The 19,198-nt window shown below is 68.0% G+C and carries 13 protein-coding genes and 1 riboswitch; of the genes, 5 read left to right on the top strand and 8 right to left on the bottom strand.

Features of this window, described 5'->3' with window-relative positions; all coding sequences use genetic code 11:
• Positions 1-32: 32 nt before the first annotated feature.
• Positions 33-284, top strand: a complete 252-nt coding sequence (locus ACIGII_RS16890; protein WP_399640495.1) for a GlsB/YeaQ/YmgE family stress response membrane protein — start codon at positions 33-35, stop codon at positions 282-284.
• 99 nt (positions 285-383) lie between these two features.
• Here ACIGII_RS16890 and xth read toward each other — a convergent pair whose 3' ends face one another.
• From xth to ACIGII_RS16870, 4 genes are all read right to left on the bottom strand, one after another.
• Positions 384-1,151, bottom strand: coding sequence for an exodeoxyribonuclease III (gene xth, locus ACIGII_RS16885; RefSeq protein WP_399640492.1), 768 nt, complete (start codon positions 1,149-1,151; stop codon positions 384-386).
• Positions 1,152-1,289: 138 nt separating this feature from the next.
• Positions 1,290-2,705: a coniferyl aldehyde dehydrogenase gene (locus ACIGII_RS16880; protein ID WP_399640491.1), complete on the bottom strand. Its 1,416-nt coding sequence runs from the start codon at positions 2,703-2,705 to the stop codon at positions 1,290-1,292.
• A 122-nt stretch (positions 2,706-2,827) separates the two neighbouring features.
• Positions 2,828-4,483: an MFS transporter gene (locus ACIGII_RS16875; protein ID WP_399640488.1), complete on the bottom strand. Its 1,656-nt coding sequence runs from the start codon at positions 4,481-4,483 to the stop codon at positions 2,828-2,830.
• Positions 4,484-4,546: 63 nt separating this feature from the next.
• On the bottom strand, positions 4,547-5,974 hold the full coding sequence (locus tag ACIGII_RS16870) for a DcaP family trimeric outer membrane transporter (RefSeq protein WP_399640486.1): 1,428 nt from the start codon (positions 5,972-5,974) through the stop codon (positions 4,547-4,549).
• A 408-nt stretch (positions 5,975-6,382) separates the two neighbouring features.
• On the opposite strand from ACIGII_RS16870, the gene acs reads away from it, so the two are divergent.
• The 3 genes from acs (at position 6,383) to mntP (ending at position 10,126) form a co-directional block, all read left to right on the top strand.
• Positions 6,383-8,326, top strand: coding sequence for an acetate--CoA ligase (gene acs / locus ACIGII_RS16865; protein WP_399640483.1), 1,944 nt, complete (start codon positions 6,383-6,385; stop codon positions 8,324-8,326).
• An 18-nt stretch (positions 8,327-8,344) separates the two neighbouring features.
• Positions 8,345-9,010 carry a response regulator gene (locus ACIGII_RS16860; protein ID WP_399640481.1) on the top strand — a complete coding sequence of 222 codons (666 nt, stop codon included), beginning with the start codon at positions 8,345-8,347 and terminating at the stop codon, positions 9,008-9,010.
• Positions 9,011-9,367: 357 nt separating this feature from the next.
• Positions 9,368-9,538: riboswitch (yybP-ykoY riboswitch) on the top strand.
• A gap of 9 nt (positions 9,539-9,547) precedes the next feature.
• Positions 9,548-10,126 (top strand): manganese efflux pump MntP, encoded by a 579-nt coding sequence (gene mntP / locus ACIGII_RS16855; protein ID WP_399640478.1) that lies wholly within the window; start codon positions 9,548-9,550, stop codon positions 10,124-10,126.
• Positions 10,127-10,143: 17 nt separating this feature from the next.
• Here the strand turns inward: mntP and ACIGII_RS16850 are convergent, their stop codons facing one another.
• The 3 genes from ACIGII_RS16850 to ACIGII_RS16840 form a co-directional block, all read right to left on the bottom strand.
• On the bottom strand, positions 10,144-11,277 hold the full coding sequence (locus tag ACIGII_RS16850; protein ID WP_399640476.1) for a hypothetical protein: 1,134 nt from the start codon (positions 11,275-11,277) through the stop codon (positions 10,144-10,146).
• Between the two features lie 75 nt (positions 11,278-11,352).
• Positions 11,353-14,799, bottom strand: a complete 3,447-nt coding sequence (locus ACIGII_RS16845) for a NahK/ErcS family hybrid sensor histidine kinase/response regulator (protein ID WP_399640515.1) — start codon at positions 14,797-14,799, stop codon at positions 11,353-11,355.
• Positions 14,800-14,850: 51 nt separating this feature from the next.
• Positions 14,851-16,197, bottom strand: coding sequence for a sensor histidine kinase (locus ACIGII_RS16840; RefSeq protein WP_399640473.1), 1,347 nt, complete (start codon positions 16,195-16,197; stop codon positions 14,851-14,853).
• Between the two features lie 220 nt (positions 16,198-16,417).
• Between ACIGII_RS16840 and ACIGII_RS16835 the strand changes: the two genes are divergently transcribed.
• Entirely contained in the window at positions 16,418-18,172 is a 1,755-nt protein-coding gene (locus ACIGII_RS16835; protein ID WP_399640470.1) for a diguanylate cyclase, read from the top strand.
• Positions 18,173-18,183: 11 nt separating this feature from the next.
• On the opposite strand, the gene ACIGII_RS16830 is transcribed toward ACIGII_RS16835, so the two are convergent.
• Positions 18,184-19,194: an OmpA family protein gene (locus ACIGII_RS16830; protein WP_399640467.1), complete on the bottom strand. Its 1,011-nt coding sequence runs from the start codon at positions 19,192-19,194 to the stop codon at positions 18,184-18,186.
• Positions 19,195-19,198: the final 4 nt, after the last annotated feature.

The raw sequence follows: 19,198 nt of genomic DNA, 5'->3' as shown, positions 1-19,198 counted from the left end.
CCCGTCTTAACCGCACAGAGAGAGTCAACATCATGGGCATCATCATCTGGTTGATCGTAGGCGGTATCGTGGGCTGGCTGGCCAGCATCATCATGCGCCGCGACGCGCAGCAGGGCATCATCCTCAACATCGTGGTCGGCATCGTCGGCGCCCTGATCGCCGGGTTCCTGTTCGGCGGCAACATCAACGATGGCATCACGGTGATGTCGTTCCTGTATTCGCTGATCGGCGCGGTCATCCTGCTGGCGATCGTGAACCTCTTCACCCGCCGAAGCGTTCGATGACCTGACAGGGTTTGTAACGACCTGTCACCAGGGTAGGTAACGACCGTTGGTCGTTACACCTTTCCAGCAAGGCCCGGCACCCGCCGGGCCTTGTTCGTTTCACCCCAGCTGGACCCAGGCCGGGGCGTGGTCGCTGGGCCGGTCCCAGGTGCGCGGTTCGCGGTCGATGCCCGACGCCAGCGCACGCGCCTTGAGCGCATCGGAGACCAGGGTCAGGTCGATGCGCAGGCCCAGGTCGCGGCGGAAACCGGCGGCGCGGTAGTCCCACCAGCTGAACACGCCCGCGTCCTCGCTGTGCAGGCGGAAGGCGTCGTGCAGGCCGAGCTGCAGCAGCTTGTTGAGCGCGCCGCGCTCGGCGGTGGAGGTCAGGATGTGGTTCTCGTTCCAGACCAACGGGTCGTGCACATCGCGCGCGTCCGGGGCGATGTTGAAGTCGCCCAGCACCACCAGTTCGGGGTACTTCTGCAGCTCCGCCGCCACCCAGGCCTGTACCGCCTCTAGCCAGCGCAGCTTGTAGGCATACTTGTCGGTGCCCACGTCCTGGCCGTTGACCACGTACAGGTTGATGATGCGCACGCCGTTGACGGTGCCGGCAATGACCCGCTTCTGTTCGTCCTCGAAGCCGGGAATGCCGATCTGCACGTCCTGGGCCGGCTCGCGCGACAACAGCGCCACGCCGTTGTAGGTCTTCTGGCCGGCGAACACGCTGCGGTAGCCCAGCCCGGCCAGGACGGCGTCGGGGAACTTGTGGTCCTCCATCTTGGTTTCCTGGATGCCGACCACGTCCGGCGCGAACGCGGTGAGCCACTGTTCCAGGTGCGGCAGGCGCACATTGAGGGAGTTGACGTTCCAGGAGGCGATTTTCATGGGCGCATTGTAGCGGGTTGGCGGTTCCGTACCGACCAACGGTCGGTACCTACCGGTCGAACGCGCGAGCCTCGGCTGCGGCGCATGCAGAACGGTGCTGCTCCTCCGGTAGGTACCGACCGTTGGTCGGTACCCCCATCAGCGCAGAATCACCCTGAGCAGACCGGCAATGCGTGAATACGGCGGTTTGAGCATATCGCTCGCCGCCCACCGCGACTGCCACAGGATCGGCAGCTGCTTGCTCATCGCATCGAACCCGGCACGCCCGTGGTAGGCGCCCATCCCGCTGGGGCCGACGCCGCCGAACGGCAGGCCGTTGATGGCGAAATGCAGCAGGGTGTCGTTGACGGTGACACCGCCGGCCACGATCTGGCCGAGCACGCGCTCCACCACGTGCCGCTGTTCGCTGAAAACGTACAGCGCCAGCGGCCGGTCGCGGCCCTGCACTGATTCCAGTGCAGCCTCCAGGTCGGGGTAAGCGCACACCGGCAGGATCGGGCCGAAGATTTCGTCCTGCATCAGGTCCAGATCGGCCGGCGGATCGAGCACGATGGTGGGCACGATCAGCCGCTCGCGGCGCGCTCGCTCGGGATCGATGCTGGCCAGTTCGATCACCGGCACGCCGCGTTCGCGCGCCTGGGCCAGGTAGCCGAGCAGGCGCTGGTGCTGGCCTTCATTGATGATGCGGGTGTAATCGTCGGTGGTGCTGAAATCGCCGTAGCGCGCGCGCACCTGGGATTGCAGCTGCTGCACCAGCTCGCGCTGGCGGCGGCTGTCGACCAGCACATAATCCGGCGCGATGCAGGTCTGGCCGGCGTTGAACCACTTGCCGGTGGCCAGCCGCGCGGCGGCCTTGTCCAGCGGGTAGTCGCTGCACACGATCGCCGGTGACTTGCCGCCCAGTTCCAGGGTGAGCGGGATCAGGTGCTGCGCGGCGGCGGCCATGACCTTGCGGCCCACCGCCGTGGAGCCGGTGAACACCAGGTGGTCCAGCGGCGAGCCGGCGAGCGACGAGGCCACCGCGGCATCGCCCTGCACCACCGCAACCCGGTTGGCAGGGAACACCTCCGCCAGCAGGTCGTGCAGGAAGGCGCTGGTGCGCGGGGTGTGCTCGGAGGGTTTCAGGATGACGTGATTGCCGGCGGCAATCGCGGTCGCCAATGGAATCAGCGCCAGGTTCACCGGGTAATTCCACGGCGAGATCACCCCGACCACGCCCAGCGGCACTGCGCGGGTCTGCGCCCGCGCCGGCCAGAACCGCCAGCCGACCCCGACCCTGTGCGGGCGCATCCAGCCACGCAGGTGCCGCAGCAGGTGGTCGATCTCGTTGAGCACGGTCATGCCGTCAGCGATCAGGGACTCGTGGGTGGAGCGGTGGCCGAAATCGGCGGCGATGGCCTCGGCCATCTGCGGCAGGCGCTCCTTCAGCGCGGCGCGCAGGCGCTGCAGGTCGCTGCGGCGCTGTTCCAGTGACGGGCGGTTGGCCTGCCAGGCGTGGCGCAGGGCATGCAGAATGGCCGGGAGGGCGGCAGTGTCGGTGTTGGGGTGGTCCATGGCCGGAATATAGCAATGGTTATGACTGGCACCGCGAGGACACGCATGGCGTGTCCTCGCGGACCCAAACGAAAAAGGGCCGTGGCAATGCCACGGCCCTTCTGGTTCACGCCATCACCCCGTTACTTGGTGATGTCCACACCCTTGGTTTCATGCAGGAACAGGCCGCCGACCACGACCGTCATCAGCGCGATGATGATCGGGTACCACAGGCCGTAGTACAGGTTGCCGGTGCCGGCCACCAGCGCGAACGAGATCGCCGGCAGGAAGCCACCGAACCAGCCGTTGCCGATGTGGTACGGCAGCGACATCGAGGTGTAGCGGATGCGGGTCGGGAACAGTTCGACCAGGTAGGCGGCGATCGGGCCGTAGACCATGGTCACGTACAGCACCAGGATCCACAGCATGAGCACGGTGCCGGCAATGTTGATGCGCGCGTTGTCGGCCTTGGCCGGATAGCCCGCCTCGGTCAGCGCGGCCTTGAGTTCGCCGCCGAAGGCATCGCCCTTGGCCTTCAGCTCATCCTTGGTCAGGCCCGCGGCCTCGAACGAGGTCACCTGGCTGTTGCCCACGCTCACCAACGCCAGCGAACCGGCGGCGGCAGGCTGCACGTCGTACGGCACACCGGCCTTGGTCAGCGCGGCGGTGGCCACGTCGCAGGAGCTGGTGAACTTGCGCAGGCCGACCGGATCGAACTGGAACGAGCAGGTGTTCGGGTCGGCGATGACCAGGGCCGGCGAGTTGCTGCGGGCTTCTTCAATGGCCGGATTGGCGAAGTGGGTCAGGCCCTTGAACACCGGGATGTAGGTCACCGCAGCCAGCAGGCAGCCGGCCAGGATGATCTTCTTGCGGCCGATCCGGTCCGAAAGCCAGCCGAAGAAGATGAAGAACGGCGTGCCCAGGGCGAGTGCACCCGCGATCAGCAGGTAGGAGGTGGTGGCGTCGACCTTGAGCATGCTGCTCAGGAAGAACAGGGCGTAGAACTGGCCGCCGTACCACACCACGGCCTGGCCGGCCGCGGCACCCAGCAGCACCAGCAGCATCAGCTTGAGGTTGCCGCCCTTGAGGCTGTCACGGAACGGGGTCTTGGAGCCCTTGCCTTCGGCCTTCATCTGCTGGAACAGCGGCGACTCGCTCAGCTGCAGGCGGATCCACACCGAAATGCCGAGCAGGATGATCGACACCAGGAACGGAATGCGCCAGCCCCAGGCTTCGAATGCTTCATTGCCCAGCGTGTAGCGGCAGGCCAGGATGATCAGCAGCGACAGGAACAGGCCGAGCGTGGCGGTGCACTGGATGAAGCTGGTGTACAGGCCGCGCTTGTCGGCCGGCGCATGCTCGGCCACGTAGGTGGCTGCGCCACCGTACTCGCCGCCCATCGCCAGGCCCTGGGCCAGGCGCAGGACGATCAGGATCACCGGTGCGGCGAAGCCGATCGAGGCGTAATTGGGCAGCACGCCGACCAGGAAGGTCGAGATGCCCATGATCAGGATCGTGACCAGGAAGGTGTACTTGCGACCGATGCGGTCGCCGAGGCTGCCGAAGAACGCCGCGCCGAACGGACGCACGAAGAAGCCGGCGGCGAAGGCCAGCAGGGCGAAGATCATGCCCGTGGTTTCGTTGACCCCGCTGAAGAACTGCTTGGCGATGATCGCCGCCAGCGAGCCATACAGGAAGAAGTCATACCATTCGAACACGGTGCCCAGGCTGGACGCGAAGATGACCTTCTTGTGGCCTTTGGTAAGTTCTGCTTTTGCAGGTACGGGTGTGGTGGACATAAGACGCTTCCCCTCCGAAGCAATCATTGGTGGCAGGTGCCGACAATGCGTCGGCACCCATGCTTAAAAACTGTACTTCGTGGTGAACTGCACGCGGTTGATGTCGCCCTTGCGGCCATCTTCGATCTCGCGCACGCCGTACATGTACTCCGCACCGATATCGACCTTGGGCATCGGTGTGTAGAAGATGTTGCCGCGGATGCTCTGCACGCTCTTGGTGACCAGTGGCCCCAGCACGCTGTCGTTGTCGTAATCGCTGCGCGCGTAGATCAGGTTGGTGCGCAGCTTCGGGGTGAAGGCGTGGCGCCAGCCGACATAGCCGGCCAGCACGCCGGTGGGGTTGAGTTCGTCGCGGGCCACGTCATAGGCCGTATCGGCAGTGACGCCCAGGCCCACGTAACGCGCGATGCCTTCGCCGCCGCTGATCTGGTAGTGCAGCTGGTCGCTGCCGCCCATGACCCATTTGCCGCCCAGGGTCAGGCCGCCGCCGATCTTGTCGGCGTCGGCGCCGGTGGCCTGGTTGTCGACCTTCAGCTGGCGCACGATACCGCCGACGCCGAAGGTGCCCCAATCGCCCTTCCAGCCGTAACGCAGGGTCAGGTCGGGCAGCGAGCCGCGGTCGCTGTTGCTGGCCGTGTTGGTCCACGCGCCGGTGACCGGGTTGCGGGTACCGGTGAGCACGGTGGTTTCCGGGTTTTCCAGCGCGACGCTGAAGCCCCCGTTGGTGTAGCGGATCTGGGTCTGGCGGACGAACAGCACGCCGTCGGTGGGACCGACGAAGTCGGCCGCTTCCGGCAGCGAGGCGGCGTCCATGAAGTTCGACCAGGTCTGGCCGGCCATCCAGTTGTTCCAGTACATGTACGCGTGGCGCAGGGTCACGCCATAGGTATTGGTTGCGGTCTGGTTGCCCAGCGAGTTGCCGAAGAAGTCCATCTCGAAGAACGCACCGGCCTTGTTGCCCTTGTCCGACACGTTGTCGATGCCCAGGTTGAAGCGCGAGAACTTGGCGTGGGCGTTGAAGTCCACGTCCGAACGCTCGCCGCTGCCGCCGGCACCGGCCACCGGGGTCTGGCCCGGCAGGTACAGCGCGCGGCCGGTGGCATCGTCGGCCAGCTGGCCGTCGCCGGTCTGGGTGGCCAGGAAGTCAGCCTTGATGAAACCGCCGATCTTGACCGTGGTACCCGGCGCGGCGCCTGGGGTGATGGTGGTGACCTGGATCGGCTGCTTGCCGGCCGGCACCGCCGCCACCGCAGGCTGCTGGGCCTGCACCGACTTCACCGCAGTGACGTCGGTCTGGGCCTGGCTGATCTGGGTCTGTTGCTGCTGGGTGGTGGACAGCAGCAGCTGCACCTGGCGCTCCAGCTCGGCAACGCGCGCCTCCAGCTGCCTCTCTTTGGCGGTTTCGGCAAACGCCATGCCTGGCGCCACCAGGGCGACCAACAGGCAGGTCGCCAACGGCTTGCGCATGGTCTTCAACATACGGGTACTCATGTTGCCCTCTCTCCCGGGTGGCAAAGTGATCGCCGCGTGTGGGGTGCACGGTCGAGCCGAGCGTGCGGCCGGTTGACGCACCCGGGCTATTGGCAATTGGTAGTAGGCGCCCAAGGGGCGACTACCTGGACGCCGAAGGCGGACAGCAGATGCCGCAGGCAGCTGGGTGGGTACCGACCGTTGGTCGGTACGCCTTATGCCCCGCCGGGGCGGATACCTGGACGCCGAAGGCGGACAGCAGATGCCGCAGGCAGCTGGGTAGGTACCGACCGTTGGTCGGTACGCTTTTACGACCATGGTCTAACCATTCCCTTACCTCGCGACGCAGTGGATGCGGCAAACTGGGCAGGAACAATCGCGGGTTATGCTGCGATCGCACAACCCAGTCCTAGTGCAAGTGAGGGTGCCATGGCCGATCTTTACCCCGTCAAGGCGGACGTTGCCGCGAAGGCGCGCATTGACAAGAACACTTACCAGCAGCTCTACCGCGCATCGGTGGACACTCCCGATGCGTTCTGGGGCGAGGCGGCCGAGCGGCTGCACTGGTTCAAGAAGCCGACCGTGATCCGCAACGTCAGTTACCAGCTCGACGATTTCCGGATCAAGTGGTTCGAAGACGGCGAGCTCAACGCCAGCGTGAACTGCCTGGACCGCCAGCTGGACAAGCGCGGCGACAAGGTCGCGCTGCTGTTCGAACCGGACAGCCCGGATGCGCCGTCGCAGGGTGTGACCTACCGCGAGCTGTACGAGCGCACCTGCCGCCTCGGCAACGCGCTGCGCAACCTGGGCGTCAAGAAGGGCGACCGGGTCACCATCTACCTGCCGATGATCGTCGACGCCGCCGTGGCCATGCTGGCCTGCGCACGTCTCGGTGCGATCCACTCGGTGGTGTTCGGTGGCTTTGCGCCGAACTCGATCGCCGACCGCGTGATCGACTGCGGCAGCAAGCTGATCATCACCGCCGACGAAGGCCTGCGCGGTGGCCGCAGGATTCCGCTGAAGGCCAACGTGGATGCCGCGCTGAAGCTGCCCGGCACCACCACGGTGGAAACCGTGCTGGTGGTGCGCCACACCGGCGGCGCGGTCGACATGCAGGCCCCGCGCGACCGCTGGTTCCACGACGTGGTGGACCCGCAGCCGGCACAGTGCGAACCGGAGCGGATGAACGCCGAAGATCCGCTGTTCATCCTCTACACCTCCGGGTCCACCGGCAAGCCCAAGGGCGTGCTGCACACCACCGGCGGCTACCTGCTGTACGCGGCCTACACCCATGAAGCGGTGTTCGACCTGCGCGAGGACGACATCTACTGGTGCACCGCCGATGTCGGCTGGGTCACCGGTCACAGCTACATCGTGTATGGGCCGCTGGCCAACGGCGCTACCTCTGTGATGTTCGAAGGCGTACCGAACTACCCGGACACGTCCCGCTTCTGGCAGGTGATCGACAAGCACCAGGTCAGCATCTTCTACACCGCGCCGACCGCGATCCGCGCGTTGATGCGCGAGGGCGATGCCCCGGTCAAGCGGACCTCGCGCGCCTCGCTGCGCCTGCTCGGCAGCGTCGGCGAGCCGATCAATCCCGAAGCCTGGCGCTGGTACTACGAGGTGGTCGGCGACAGCCGATGCCCGATCGTGGACACCTGGTGGCAGACCGAAACCGGCGGCATCCTGATTTCGCCGCTGCCCGGTGCCACCGACCTCAAGCCGGGTTCGGCCACCCTGCCCTTCTTCGGCGTACAGCCCGCCCTGGTCAACGCCGATGGCGAGATCAAGGACGGTGCCACCGAAGGCAACCTGATCATCCGCGATTCGTGGCCGGGCCAGATGCGTACCGTCTACGGCGACCACCAGCGCTTCATCGACACCTACTTCCGCACCTATCCGGGCAGCTACTTCACCGGTGACGGCTGCCGTCGCGACGAGGACGGCTATTACTGGATCACCGGCCGCGTCGACGATGTGATCAACGTGTCCGGCCACCGCATCGGCACCGCCGAAGTGGAAAGCGCGCTGGTCTCGCACCCGAAGGTGGCCGAAGCGGCAGTGGTCGGCTTCCCGCACGACATCAAGGGCCAGGGCATCTACGCCTACGTGACCTTGGTGGCCGACGAGACACCGAGCGAGGAGCTGCACAAGGAACTGGTGGCGTGGGTGCGCAAGGAGATCGGGCCGATCGCCTCGCCCGACCACCTGCAGTGGGCGCCCGGCCTGCCGAAGACGCGTTCGGGCAAGATCATGCGCCGTATCCTGCGCAAGATCGCCGAGAACGCCCCGGACCAGCTGGGCGACACCTCGACCCTGGCCGATCCTTCCGTGGTGGCCTCGCTGGTTGAAGAACGCAAGGTCAAATAGTTGGACCCCACCTCCCCCATGCCTACCCTGTTGATTGCCGATGACCACCCCCTGTTCCGCGAAGCCCTGCGCGGCGCCGTACAGCGGGTGATGCCGGGCGTGCAGCTGTATGAGGCCGACAGCGTGGAAGCGCTGTACCAGCTGGCCGACGATCATGCCGACGCCGACCTGGTGCTGATGGACCTCAACATGCCCGGCGCACAGGGCTTCAACGCGCTGGTGCACATGCGCGCGCTGCATCCGCAGTTGCCGGTGGTGGTGGTATCCGCGCGCGAAGAGCCCACCGTGATGCGGCGGGCGCTGGACCACGGCGCGTTCGGTTTCATTCCCAAGTCGGCCGACTCGGACACGATCGGCCATGCGCTGGGTGCGATCCTGGACGGTGAAACCTGGGCGCCCCCCGAGGCGCACAACGTGCCGCAGACCGGGCGTGAGGAGCGCGAAGTGGGGCAGCGGTTGCGTGAGCTCACCCCGCAGCAGTTCCGTGTGCTGCAGATGCTCGGCGCGGGGCGGTTGAACAAGCAGATCGCCTACGACCTGAATGTCTCCGAGGCGACGATCAAGGCGCACGTGACCGCCATCCTGCGCAAGCTGGGCGTGACCAACCGTACCCAGGCGGTGCTGATGGCCGGCAAGCTGACCCTGGACGATGAGCCGCTGGTGTTGCCGCCGGAAGAGGAATGATCGCAGGTGGCGTGGTTGCTTCTGGTGGAGGTAGAGCCGACTGTTAGTCGGCTGCGGACACAGGCAGCGGACTAACAGTCCGCTCTACCGCCGGCTGCGGACACAGGCAGCGGACTAACAGTCCGCTCTACCGTCGGCTGCGGACACAGGCAGCGGACTAACAGTCCGCTCTACCGTCGGCTGCGGAGACATGCAGCGGACTGACAGTCCGCTCTACCGTCGGGTGCGGAGACGTGCAGCGGACTGACAGTCCGCTCTACCTGCTTCGGCTTATAGCCGAAGCTATACATCCCAGCATTCCCTGCGCAATTCGCGTGGTCCGGGGATAAGCCGCATTCGCGGTGCTAAGCTTCGCGTCCCCTTGGGGAGTAGCCTGTTTCCTGCTGAAGGAAACGCCCGCATCAACATGCTCGGCCGGTGCGCCGTGGTGCGGGCAGCCAGTGATGGTTGGCGAGACCAGCGGTCCGCGTGCGCAACGACAGGTTGGGCGCGAACGCGGACCGTTGTCCGTCATGGCCCAACCTGCACTGTCGCGTGATGTCCCCCATTTCGATGCTGTTGATCGGCTTTGCCATGTCCACCGACGCCTTCGCCGCGGCGATCGGCAAGGGCGCTGCCATGCGCAGGCCACGCGTTGCCGATGCCCTGCGCGCCGGCCTCATTTTCGGTGTGATCGAAGGCCTTACCCCGGTGATCGGCTGGCTGCTCGGCCGCGCCGCCTCCTCCTACGTGGAAGCCTTCGATCACTGGATCGCCTTCGTGCTGCTGGGTGCGCTGGGCGTGCACATGATCATCAACGGGCTGAAGCCGGACACGGACGACGCCGACGAAGACCCGGACAGGCACCACGGGTTCTGGCACCTGGCCGTGACCGGGTTTGCCACCAGCATCGATGCGATGGCGGTGGGCGTGGGCCTGGCCTTCCTGGACGTGCACATCGGCGTGATGGCGGCGGTGATCGGCCTGTGCACGCTGGTGATGGTCACTACCGGCATCCTGCTGGGGCGGGTACTGGGCGACATGATCGGCAAGCGTGCGGAGATCGCCGGCGGCGTGATCCTGATCCTGGTTGGCAGCGCGATTCTGTACGAACACCTCAGTGGTGCCGTGGGCTGACGGGTTGCCGGGCGGCGCTACGTGCGGGGCCCGTGGGTATCGTCGATGTCTTCCAGGCGGAAGCCTCCCGGGACGCGCCAGTAGAGCAGGCGCCACCGATTGCGGCCCGGTGCCAGGCGACCGTCCAGATGGATGTCGCACGACATGTAGTCCTTGCCCTTGTGGGAAACGGGATGCCCGCAGGGTCGCTGTGCCGCGAGATCTGCCTCGATCCTGTTCAGCTCCCGCCAGGTGCGGCTGTCGGCCGGCAGGGCGAGTTCGTCCAGGCGCTTGAGCAGCCGTGGACCACGGGTCACCACCACGCTGCCACGACGGCGCAGGGCGGGTGCCTGCGGCAGGGTCGCCGGCGCCGTCGCGCGCGACAGGCAGGACTGGCCGGTTGTCCTGCGGTGGGTCACCTCCACCAGCGGTCCAATGTCGAATCGGGTTTCCGCAGGATGCACGTGCATTTCGCCGTCGTGTTCTTCGGTGGTGAAGGCGCAGGCATCGCGCAGCGCGGCATTGGCCAGATCCACGCGCAGGTACGGGCAACGCAGGCGGCGCAGCACGGTGCCGGCGCGGACGCCCGGCTGGTTCAGCGCGTCCGCGATAGCGCGGCCGTGCTCCGCACGCGCCGCCACCAGATAGCACGCGGTGGCGCTGAGCCTGCTCAGCAGCATCACGCCGCGCTCGCCACAGTGGGTCAGGTAGAAATGACGAATGACGCCGGCCATCAGCGGATTCGGCGTTACCTCACGGCTGCGGCAATAGTCGTTGAACTGGGTGATCATCCGACCGAACTCGGTTTCCAGCTGGCGGGCGAGCGATTTCAACGCGTCCAGGTCTTCCACGCTGGTTCCCGCATCACGCAGGCGCTGGCGCACCGCGGGGTAGTCGACCAGCGCCCGCTCATGCGGCTGCAGCTGTCGCGACGGCTTCTCAGGGTCCAACCATCGCATCGCATTGGCGCAGCCGATCCCCATCCAACCGGAAATCAACGCGGGCTTCACGAGCCCGGCAACGCCCCACGCCGGGCCGGCGGCATTGGTGCAGCCGCGGAACGCCAGCTCGAATCCTGCACCGACCACGGCTCCCAGCGTGCCCGCGAGCGGAATCGCCGCGCCGGAATGCAACGGTGTGACGAGAAGGTCGCGCAACGGTGGAATGGGCACGGCAGCTCCGCAGCGGTGGAGTGGGCCGCGCAGCATAGACAGCGCGATGGCGCAGCAGGACCGCGCCTGTCGGATTCACCCTTTCAAGGTCGAATGCGCCGCCAGGTACGCGCGCAGCGAAGCCGGCTTGATCGGCTTGGTCAGCAGGCGGTAACCGCGCTCGCGCGCCATGCGCTTGAGCTCGTCACGACCATCGGCGGTGAGCAGGGCACCGGGAATGTCGCTTCCGGCCCGCTCGCGCAGCGCCACCAGCGTATCCAGGCCATCCAGGCGGTCGTGCAGGTGGTAGTCCACCAGCATCACGTCCGGCTGCGCCCCCACTTCCTCCAGGGCCTGGTCCACGGTGCTGGCGGTGATCACCTGCACCTGCCAGCGGCCCAGCAGCGCACGCATGCCGTCGAGGATTTCCTGGTCGTTGTCCACGCACAGCACGCGCATGCCGGCCAGCGAATCGGTGCGGGTGCTGTGTTCGGGCACGCTGGCCTGCGCGTCGCTGGCCGGCAGATCGGGCACCTGCGCACGGGGCAGCAGGATCGAGAACATGCTGCCGCTGCCGACCTGGCTGCGCGCATTGAGACGATGGTCAAGCAGGCGCGAGATGCGCTGGCAGATCGACAGGCCCAGGCCCAGCCCCTGTTCGCCCCAGTCGAACGGCTGCTGGTAGCGGTGGAATTCGTTGAAGATCTGCTGCATGTGGTGCTCGGGGATGCCGGGGCCGGTATCCCACACCTGCAGTTCGATCTCCTCGCCGCGGTGGCGCACCGCCAGCACGATGCGGCCCTGGCGGGTATAGCGCAGCGCGTTGGCCATGAAGTTCTGCAGCACCCGGCGCAGCAGGCGCCGGTCGCTGCGCACCCAGGCCGGGCGTGCGAACAGGTCCAGGCGCAGGCCGCGCCCGGCGGCCACTGGCGAGTACTGCGCAGCCAGTTCGCGCATCAGCAGGCTCACGTCGAAGTCGCCGATCACCGGGTGCAGGCCGCCCGCGTCCAGCCGCGACACGTCCAGCAGGCCGTCCAGCAGTTCTTCGGCGGCACGCAGCGATGCATCCACGCGCTCGGCCAGGTGCCGCTGCTCGTCGTTGTTGTGGTGGCTGTCGCGCAGCGCCGAGGCGAACAGGCGCGCTGCGTTCAGCGGCTGCAGCACGTCATGGCTGATCGCGGCCAGGAACCGGGTCTTGGACTGCTGCGCCACTTCGGCTTCGTGCGAGCGCTCGGCCACGCGCTGTTCCAGGGTCTCGTTGGCTTCCAGCAGCGCGTTTTCGGCGTGCTTGTAGTCGGTGATGTCGTTGTAACTGGTCACATAACCGCCGCCGGGCAAGGCCTGGCCGCGCATTTCGATGACCCGGCCGTCGCTGCGGGTACGTTCGAAGATGTGCGGCGATCCGGCGCGCATGTAACCAATGCGCCGGTTGATCTGCACGTCGATGTCGCCCTCGCCCAGCTCGCCACGCTCGGCGTTGTAGCGGATCAGGTCGGCCACCGGTCGGCCGACATACAGCATGCCGTCGGGGTAGCCGAACATCTGCTGGTAACGCCGGTTCCAGGCCGTCAGGCGCATGTCCGGGTCGACCACGCTGACTCCGGCGCTGATGTTTTCCAGCGTGGTGGACAGGATCTCGCGGTTGAAGCGCAGTTCCTGGCCGGCCTCGTCCAGCACCGCCACCACCTCGCCCAGGTCCATGCCCGAACCGCGCAGCAGGCTGGTCAGCAGCAGGCGGGCCGAGGCCGCGCCGATCGAGGCGGCCAGCAGGCGCTCGGTGAACTGCACCCAGGCGCGGTCGGCGGCGGCCGAGGCCTGCAGCTCGTGACCGAGCGACTGCGCCTGTTCAACGAACGATCGGCGCGCGTGGCGATCGCCGACCACGCGCGAGGCCAGCGCCAGCAGGTCACCTACGTGCACATGCCCGGGCCAGGCGCCGGCCACCGACGGACGCTGCGCATACGGGTCCAGGAACGGCGCCGCACGCAGCCGCTCGTCCACGCCGGGGCGCCAGCGCACCGACACCAGCAGCATCGCGGCGGCGTTGACCAGCAGCGACCAGAAGGTGCCATGGGTAAGCGGGTCCCAGCCGGCCATGCCGAACAGGCCCTGCGGCTGCAGCCAGGCAATGCCGAACGGTCCCTCGCGCAGCCAGCGCGGGTCGGTCCAGCCGGCGTGGGTCAGCGCCGGCAGCAGCAGCGTGTAGATCCAGGTGCCGAAGCCAAGCAGGATGCCGGCCTCCACGCCGCGGCGGCTGGCACCGCGCCAGTACAGGCCGCCGATCAACCCGGGCGCGAACTGCGCCACCGCCGCGAAGGCCATCAGCCCGTACGAGGCCAGGGTGCTGTCGTTGCTGCTGCCGCGGTAGTAGCTGTAGGCCGCCATCGCCAGCAGCAGGATCGCCAGGCGGCGGATCCACAGCACCCGCGACGCGACCTCGGCTGCCTCTTCGTGGTCGCCACTGCGGCGCAGCAGCACCGGCATCACCAGGTCGTTGCTGACCATGGTGGCCAGCGCGATGGAGGCCACGATGACCATGCCGGTGGCGGCCGAGAAGCCACCCACGTAAGCCACCAGGGCCAGGAACTTGCGCCCTTCGGCCAGCGGCAGGGCCAGTACCATGCTGTCGTCGGCCACGCTGCCGCCGGTGCCGAACAGGGTGACGCCGGCGGTGGCGATCGGAATGACCATCGCCGAGATCACCACCAGGTAGCCGCCGAACATCCAGCGTGCGCGGCGCACGTCGCGCACGTCGCCGCATTCCACCACTGCCACGTGGAACTGGCGCGGCAGGCAGATGATCGCCAGGAAGCTGAGCAGGGTCTGCGAAATGAAGCCCACCGGCGGCAGGCCGGTGAACAGCGTGTGCGCGCTGCGCACCACGGTCTCGCCCCGGTCGGCCAGCCACAGGTACGCGAACAGGCCCAGCGCCACCATCGCGATCAGCTTGATCATCGATTCCAGCGCGATGGCCAGCATCATGCCGTGATGGTGCTCGGTGGCATCCACCTGGCGGGTGCCGAACAGGGTGGCGAACAGGGCCATCAGCAGCGCCACATACAGCGCCGGGTCGCTGAAATAGCCGGTCGGGCCGACGTTGCCGGTCAGCACCTGCAGGCTCATCGCCACGGCTTTGTACTGCAGCGCCAAGTACGGAATGATGCCGATCAGCGCGATCACCGCCACCAGCGCGGCCAGCCGCCGCGAGCGGCCGAAGCGCGAGGAGATGAAATCGGCGATGGAGACCACGTTCTGGCTGCGTGCGATCAGCGCCAGGCGTTCGATGATGCGCCAGCCGAACAGCAGCAGCAGCAACGGACCGAGGTAGATGGGCAGATAGCCGATGCCATTGCGCACCGCCGTACCCACCGCGCCGTAGAAGGTCCACGACGAGCAGTACACCGCCAGCGCCAGGCTGTAGACCACCGGGCGCAGCCACGGGCGGTCGGGGTACATCGGCCGTCGGTCGCCCCACCAGGCCACGCCGAACAGCAGCGCGGCATAGGCCACCGACACCAGCAGCAGGATCCAGCTAGAAACCACGGGCACGTTTCCGCAAGCGCAACCGGCAGTGTAGCCGCTGCACGCCCCTGCTCACGCCGCCAGTGGCCGCGAGGGCAGCTGCAGGTCGATCCGGGTGCCCTCGCCCGGGCGGCTGTGCACCTGCACCGCACCGCCGGCCGCCTCGACCAGGCTGGCGGTCACCGCCAGGCCCAGGCCGGTGCCCTGCCCGACCGGCTTGGTGGTGAAGAAGGGTTCCAGGCAACGCGCGCGCACCGTTTCGCTCATGCCGTGGCCGGTGTCCTGCAGCTGCAGCACCAGCCGCCCGTCAGGGTCGGGCGGCTGCAGGCGCAGCGTGAAGCGACCGCCGTCGGGCATGGCCTGGCTGGCGTTGACCGCGAGGCTGAGCAGAATCGATTCGAGCTGGGCCGGGTCGAAGTGGATCAGCCGCTGCACGTTGCCGGTCTCCACTTCACACTGCACCCGGGCATCAAACACCTGCTGCAGGGTGGGCGCCACCGCGGCCAGGGTGGCGGCCGCGTCCAGCAGCTGCGGTCGGCCGGGCTCAAGCCGGCTGAAATCCAGCAGGCGCCGGCTGACCGCGCTGGCCCGCCGGGTCGCCGAATCGGCACCCTGCAGGGCAGCCTGCAGCGTCTCGCCCTCGCTGCGCCGCGCCTTGGCCACATAGCCCTGGATCAGGGCCAGCAGGTGGTTGAAGTCGTGCGCGATGCCGCTGGCCAGGCGGCCGACATTGTCCATCTTCATGGCGTGTACGAGCTGGTCGCGCGAGCGTTCGCGCGCCTGCATCTCCACCTGCAGCTCGTCACGCTTGCGGGCCAGTTCCTGGCTGCGCTGGCGCGCCTCCTGCAGGCTTTCGCGCAGACCGGTGACGCTGTGGTGGAGCAGCCAGGCGGTCATGGCCGTACCGAATGCCGACACCGCCAGGTCCGTACTCGCGTGCAGCACCCGCTCGGGCCGGAACAGGGCCGCAGCCGCATCCACCCAGCCACCCAGCGCCATCAGCCCACACAGGCAGGCCGCGGTCCAGGCCAGCGCCCGGCGGCCAAGCACCGCCGCGACCAGCAGCACCGGGACCAGCTGCACCAGCTGCACCCGCAGCTGCGCCGCCAGGCCCCAGTACCCGTACGCCAGCACCAGCAGCAACAGCTCACCGACGAGGAAGATCACGGCCGCATGCAGGCTGCGGCCGGCACGGTGTTCGATCTGGCACAGCAGGCACAGCAGCAGATGGCAGACGGCCATGGCCGGGACCATCATGTCCAGGCCCCCACCCAGCCGCACCGCCATCCATGCCGCCAGCAGCGGGTGGTACAGGCCTACCAGCAGCAGCAGCCCGCCCAGCATGGCATCGGTGCGCCGCCCCAGCCCGGGGGGGCGTTCAGCAGCGGCGGCGCGGACGGAAGGCGACGGCTCGGGCATGCGGCGGGGAATGGGCAGGCGGCGCCGGCGCGCGGCGGCAACATCGGTATATTAGCAGTGCGCTGTAGATCGTCTGCACTCGACCGGGGAAGTCGTTGTCGCCATGCCTATGTTGTCGCTAGTCCGGCGCGGACTGCCTGCGCTTGCCGTCGTGCTCTTCCTGGCCGCGCTGCCCGCACAGGCGCAGCGCCCACTCGACGCGGCGCCGCAGCGGGCCCAGGTGGAACAGTGCCACGCCCTGCTCACCAGCGAACCACAGGCCTCGCTGCAGCTCGCGCGCAGCCTGCTGGCCGGGCCGGCGCTGTCCACCTCGATGGAAATAGGCGCGGTCGGGTGCCTGGGCGTGGCGCTGCGTGCACTGGGGCAGCTGGACCAGGCCGCCGACCTGCCCGACCGCCTGCTGGCGGCCGCGACGCGCGCCGACGCCAGCCCCGAGGATATCCAGCGCGCGCGGACCATGGCCGCGCACCTGCTGCTGTGGCGCGGCGACCACGCACGCGCGCTCGGCTTGACCGGCACCCTGCTGGACGACGCGGTGCGGCAGCGCGACGTACAGGGCCAGATCGGTGCGCTGATGCAGATCGCGATGATCCGTGGCGATGCGATGGGCGATGCCGAAGGTGCCCTGGCCTACCTGCACAAAGCCACGCAGCTCAGCGACCACCTGCACCGGCCGCCCAACCCGGGCGACCTGATCCTGTATTACAACTACGGCTATGCGCTGCTCATGCTGCAGCGGTATGAGGAGGCGTCTGCGGCGTTCAGGCGCGCTGAAACCATCGGGACGCGGCTGAGCGGGCAGGACGTATTCCTGCATCGCATCGCCAGCCACCGCGCCGAAATCCTGCGCGTGGCGGGGAAGCACGACGCCGCCGAAGCAGGGCTGCGCGGCGTGCTGGCCTGGCAGGCAATGCAGGACCCGCAGGGCCAGGTCGTGACCCTGCAGCGCCTGGCCCGGCTGTCGATGGACCGGGGCGCGCCCGCTGCCGCGCTGCCGCTTGCAACCCAGGCGCAGGGCCTGGCCGAGCGTGGGCGCTTCGTGGAGGAAGTCCGCAACGGGCTGGACCTGCTCGGCGACATCCACACCCTGCTGGGTGATCGCGCGCGGGCGCTGGCGTACCTGCGCCAGGGCCGCGCGATGGACCAGGCGCGCAGCAGGGGCGAGACCCTCCACCAGCTGGCGCGGTTGCAGGCGTCGGCCGAACGCAGCATCGACCCGGCCCAGGTCAATGCGGAACAGGACCTGGGCCGCGTGCGCGTGCTGCGCAACACCGCAGTGATCGCCTTCCTTGCCGTCGCGGTGATCGCGACCGTACTGGTACTGCGGCTGCGCCGGCAGCGCCGCCAGCTCACCGCGCTCAGCCAGACCGACGGCGTCACCGGCCTGATCAACCGACGCGAGGCCGAACGCAGGCTCGACGAACGCGCCGTCGGCCACGAGGGCGCGACGCGCAGCGCCGTGCTGTTGATCGAACTGGACGATTTCAAAGCGCTGAACGAGCGCCACGGGCAAGCGGCCGGCGACAGCGTGCTGCGGGCCGTGAGCGCATGCCTGCGCGCGGCCTGCGACCGCCACGACCTGCTCTCACGCTGGGGCGGCGCAGCCTTCCTGGTGGCCCGCCACGACACCGGCGCGGAGGCGGCACAGGCCCTGGCCGGGCACCTGCGGCTGGCAGTGGAGCGACTGGTGGTGGACCTGGCACCCGGCCAGCACCTGACCCTGACCGCCAGCGTGGGGATGGCACCGCTGCCGTTGTTCAACGACGTGCCTGCGGACCTGGATGCCAGCCTGCGCGCGGCCGACCGGGCGCTGCAGGGTGCCCGCCAGGGGGGTCGCAACGCCTGGGCGGGAATCTGGGGCGAGGACGGACGCCAGGCACCGCATGTGTATGCGGTGCTGGGAAATCCGGAAGAGGCGATGGCGGCCGGGTGGGTGTGCCTCAGTGGCAGCCGTCCCATCCGCTGGGATGTGTGATTGATCCGACGTCAGCGGGCGACGTCGAACCGCACTTCCACCCGCCGGTTGGGCAGCAGGCATTCCAGCAGCGCCGCGCGCGGACGCACGCCGTCGCACTGCTGCACCTGCTGCGTGTCACCCCGGTATTCGTAACGGATCGTCGCCGGGTCCAGCCCGCGTCCGATCAGCAGCTCACGCACGGTGCGTGCGCGCCGCGCGGACAGCGCCTGGTTGGCGTCGAACCCGCGCCCCTGCAGGCGGTCGGCATGCCCGACCAGCGTGACGCCCTGCAGCGTCAGCTTCTCCGCGGCAATGCTGGCCAGCGCGCGGTCGATGCTCTCCAGCGAGTAGGTGCGGATGTCGCGGTAGCCGTCGCGGTCGAACTCGAACAGCACGTTGGCCACCAGCGGGCCCGGTGCGACGATGGCCGCCGGGGCCACGTCGCACTGGCGGGCCAGCGCTTCGGCGTCGTTCACCAGCTCCTCGGCGATCTGGATGTACGGCTTGGAATGCCGCCACTGCTGCTGGTTGAACTCGTTGCCGGCGTGCACCAGCTCGACCTCGCCGCAGGCCACCTGCTGTGCCGCGCAGGCAAAGCCCGGCGTGCCATGCAGCACGCGCAGGCGCTGCCACAGGTCGTCGCGCAGGTACTTCGCGTTGTTGACCAGCGGCGTATCGGTGGGCAGCGGGGTGGCGCCCTGTTCCATGCCGATGATCAGCCGCTCGGATTCACCCAGCGCCGCCTGCGGGAAATCGCTGCGGTCGTTGCGGCTGTATTCGTGGAAGGACACGTCCAGCCAGCACTGCGCCTTGGACAGGTGGTAGTCGCGGATCGGGCGACCGCCATCGTTGAGCGCCTGGATGCGGCCCTGGGTGGCCTCATACGTGGAATGGTCGGCATGGATCGCCTCGTCGGTGATGCGCTGCTGCTGCGGCAGCAGCCTTGCCGTCTGCGCATGTGCGGTACCGGCAAGGGCGGCAAGGAGCGCCGCGCCCAGCAGCGGGCGCGCGAAACGGAAGGTCGGGGTGGCATTGTTCATCAGG

This window comes from Stenotrophomonas sp. NPDC077420 (assembly GCF_044543385.1).
In the GTDB taxonomy this organism is placed as follows: domain Bacteria; phylum Pseudomonadota; class Gammaproteobacteria; order Xanthomonadales; family Xanthomonadaceae; genus Stenotrophomonas.
The sequence above is the reverse complement of the archived record's forward strand: the minus strand, read 5'-3'. Positions and strand labels throughout refer to the sequence as shown.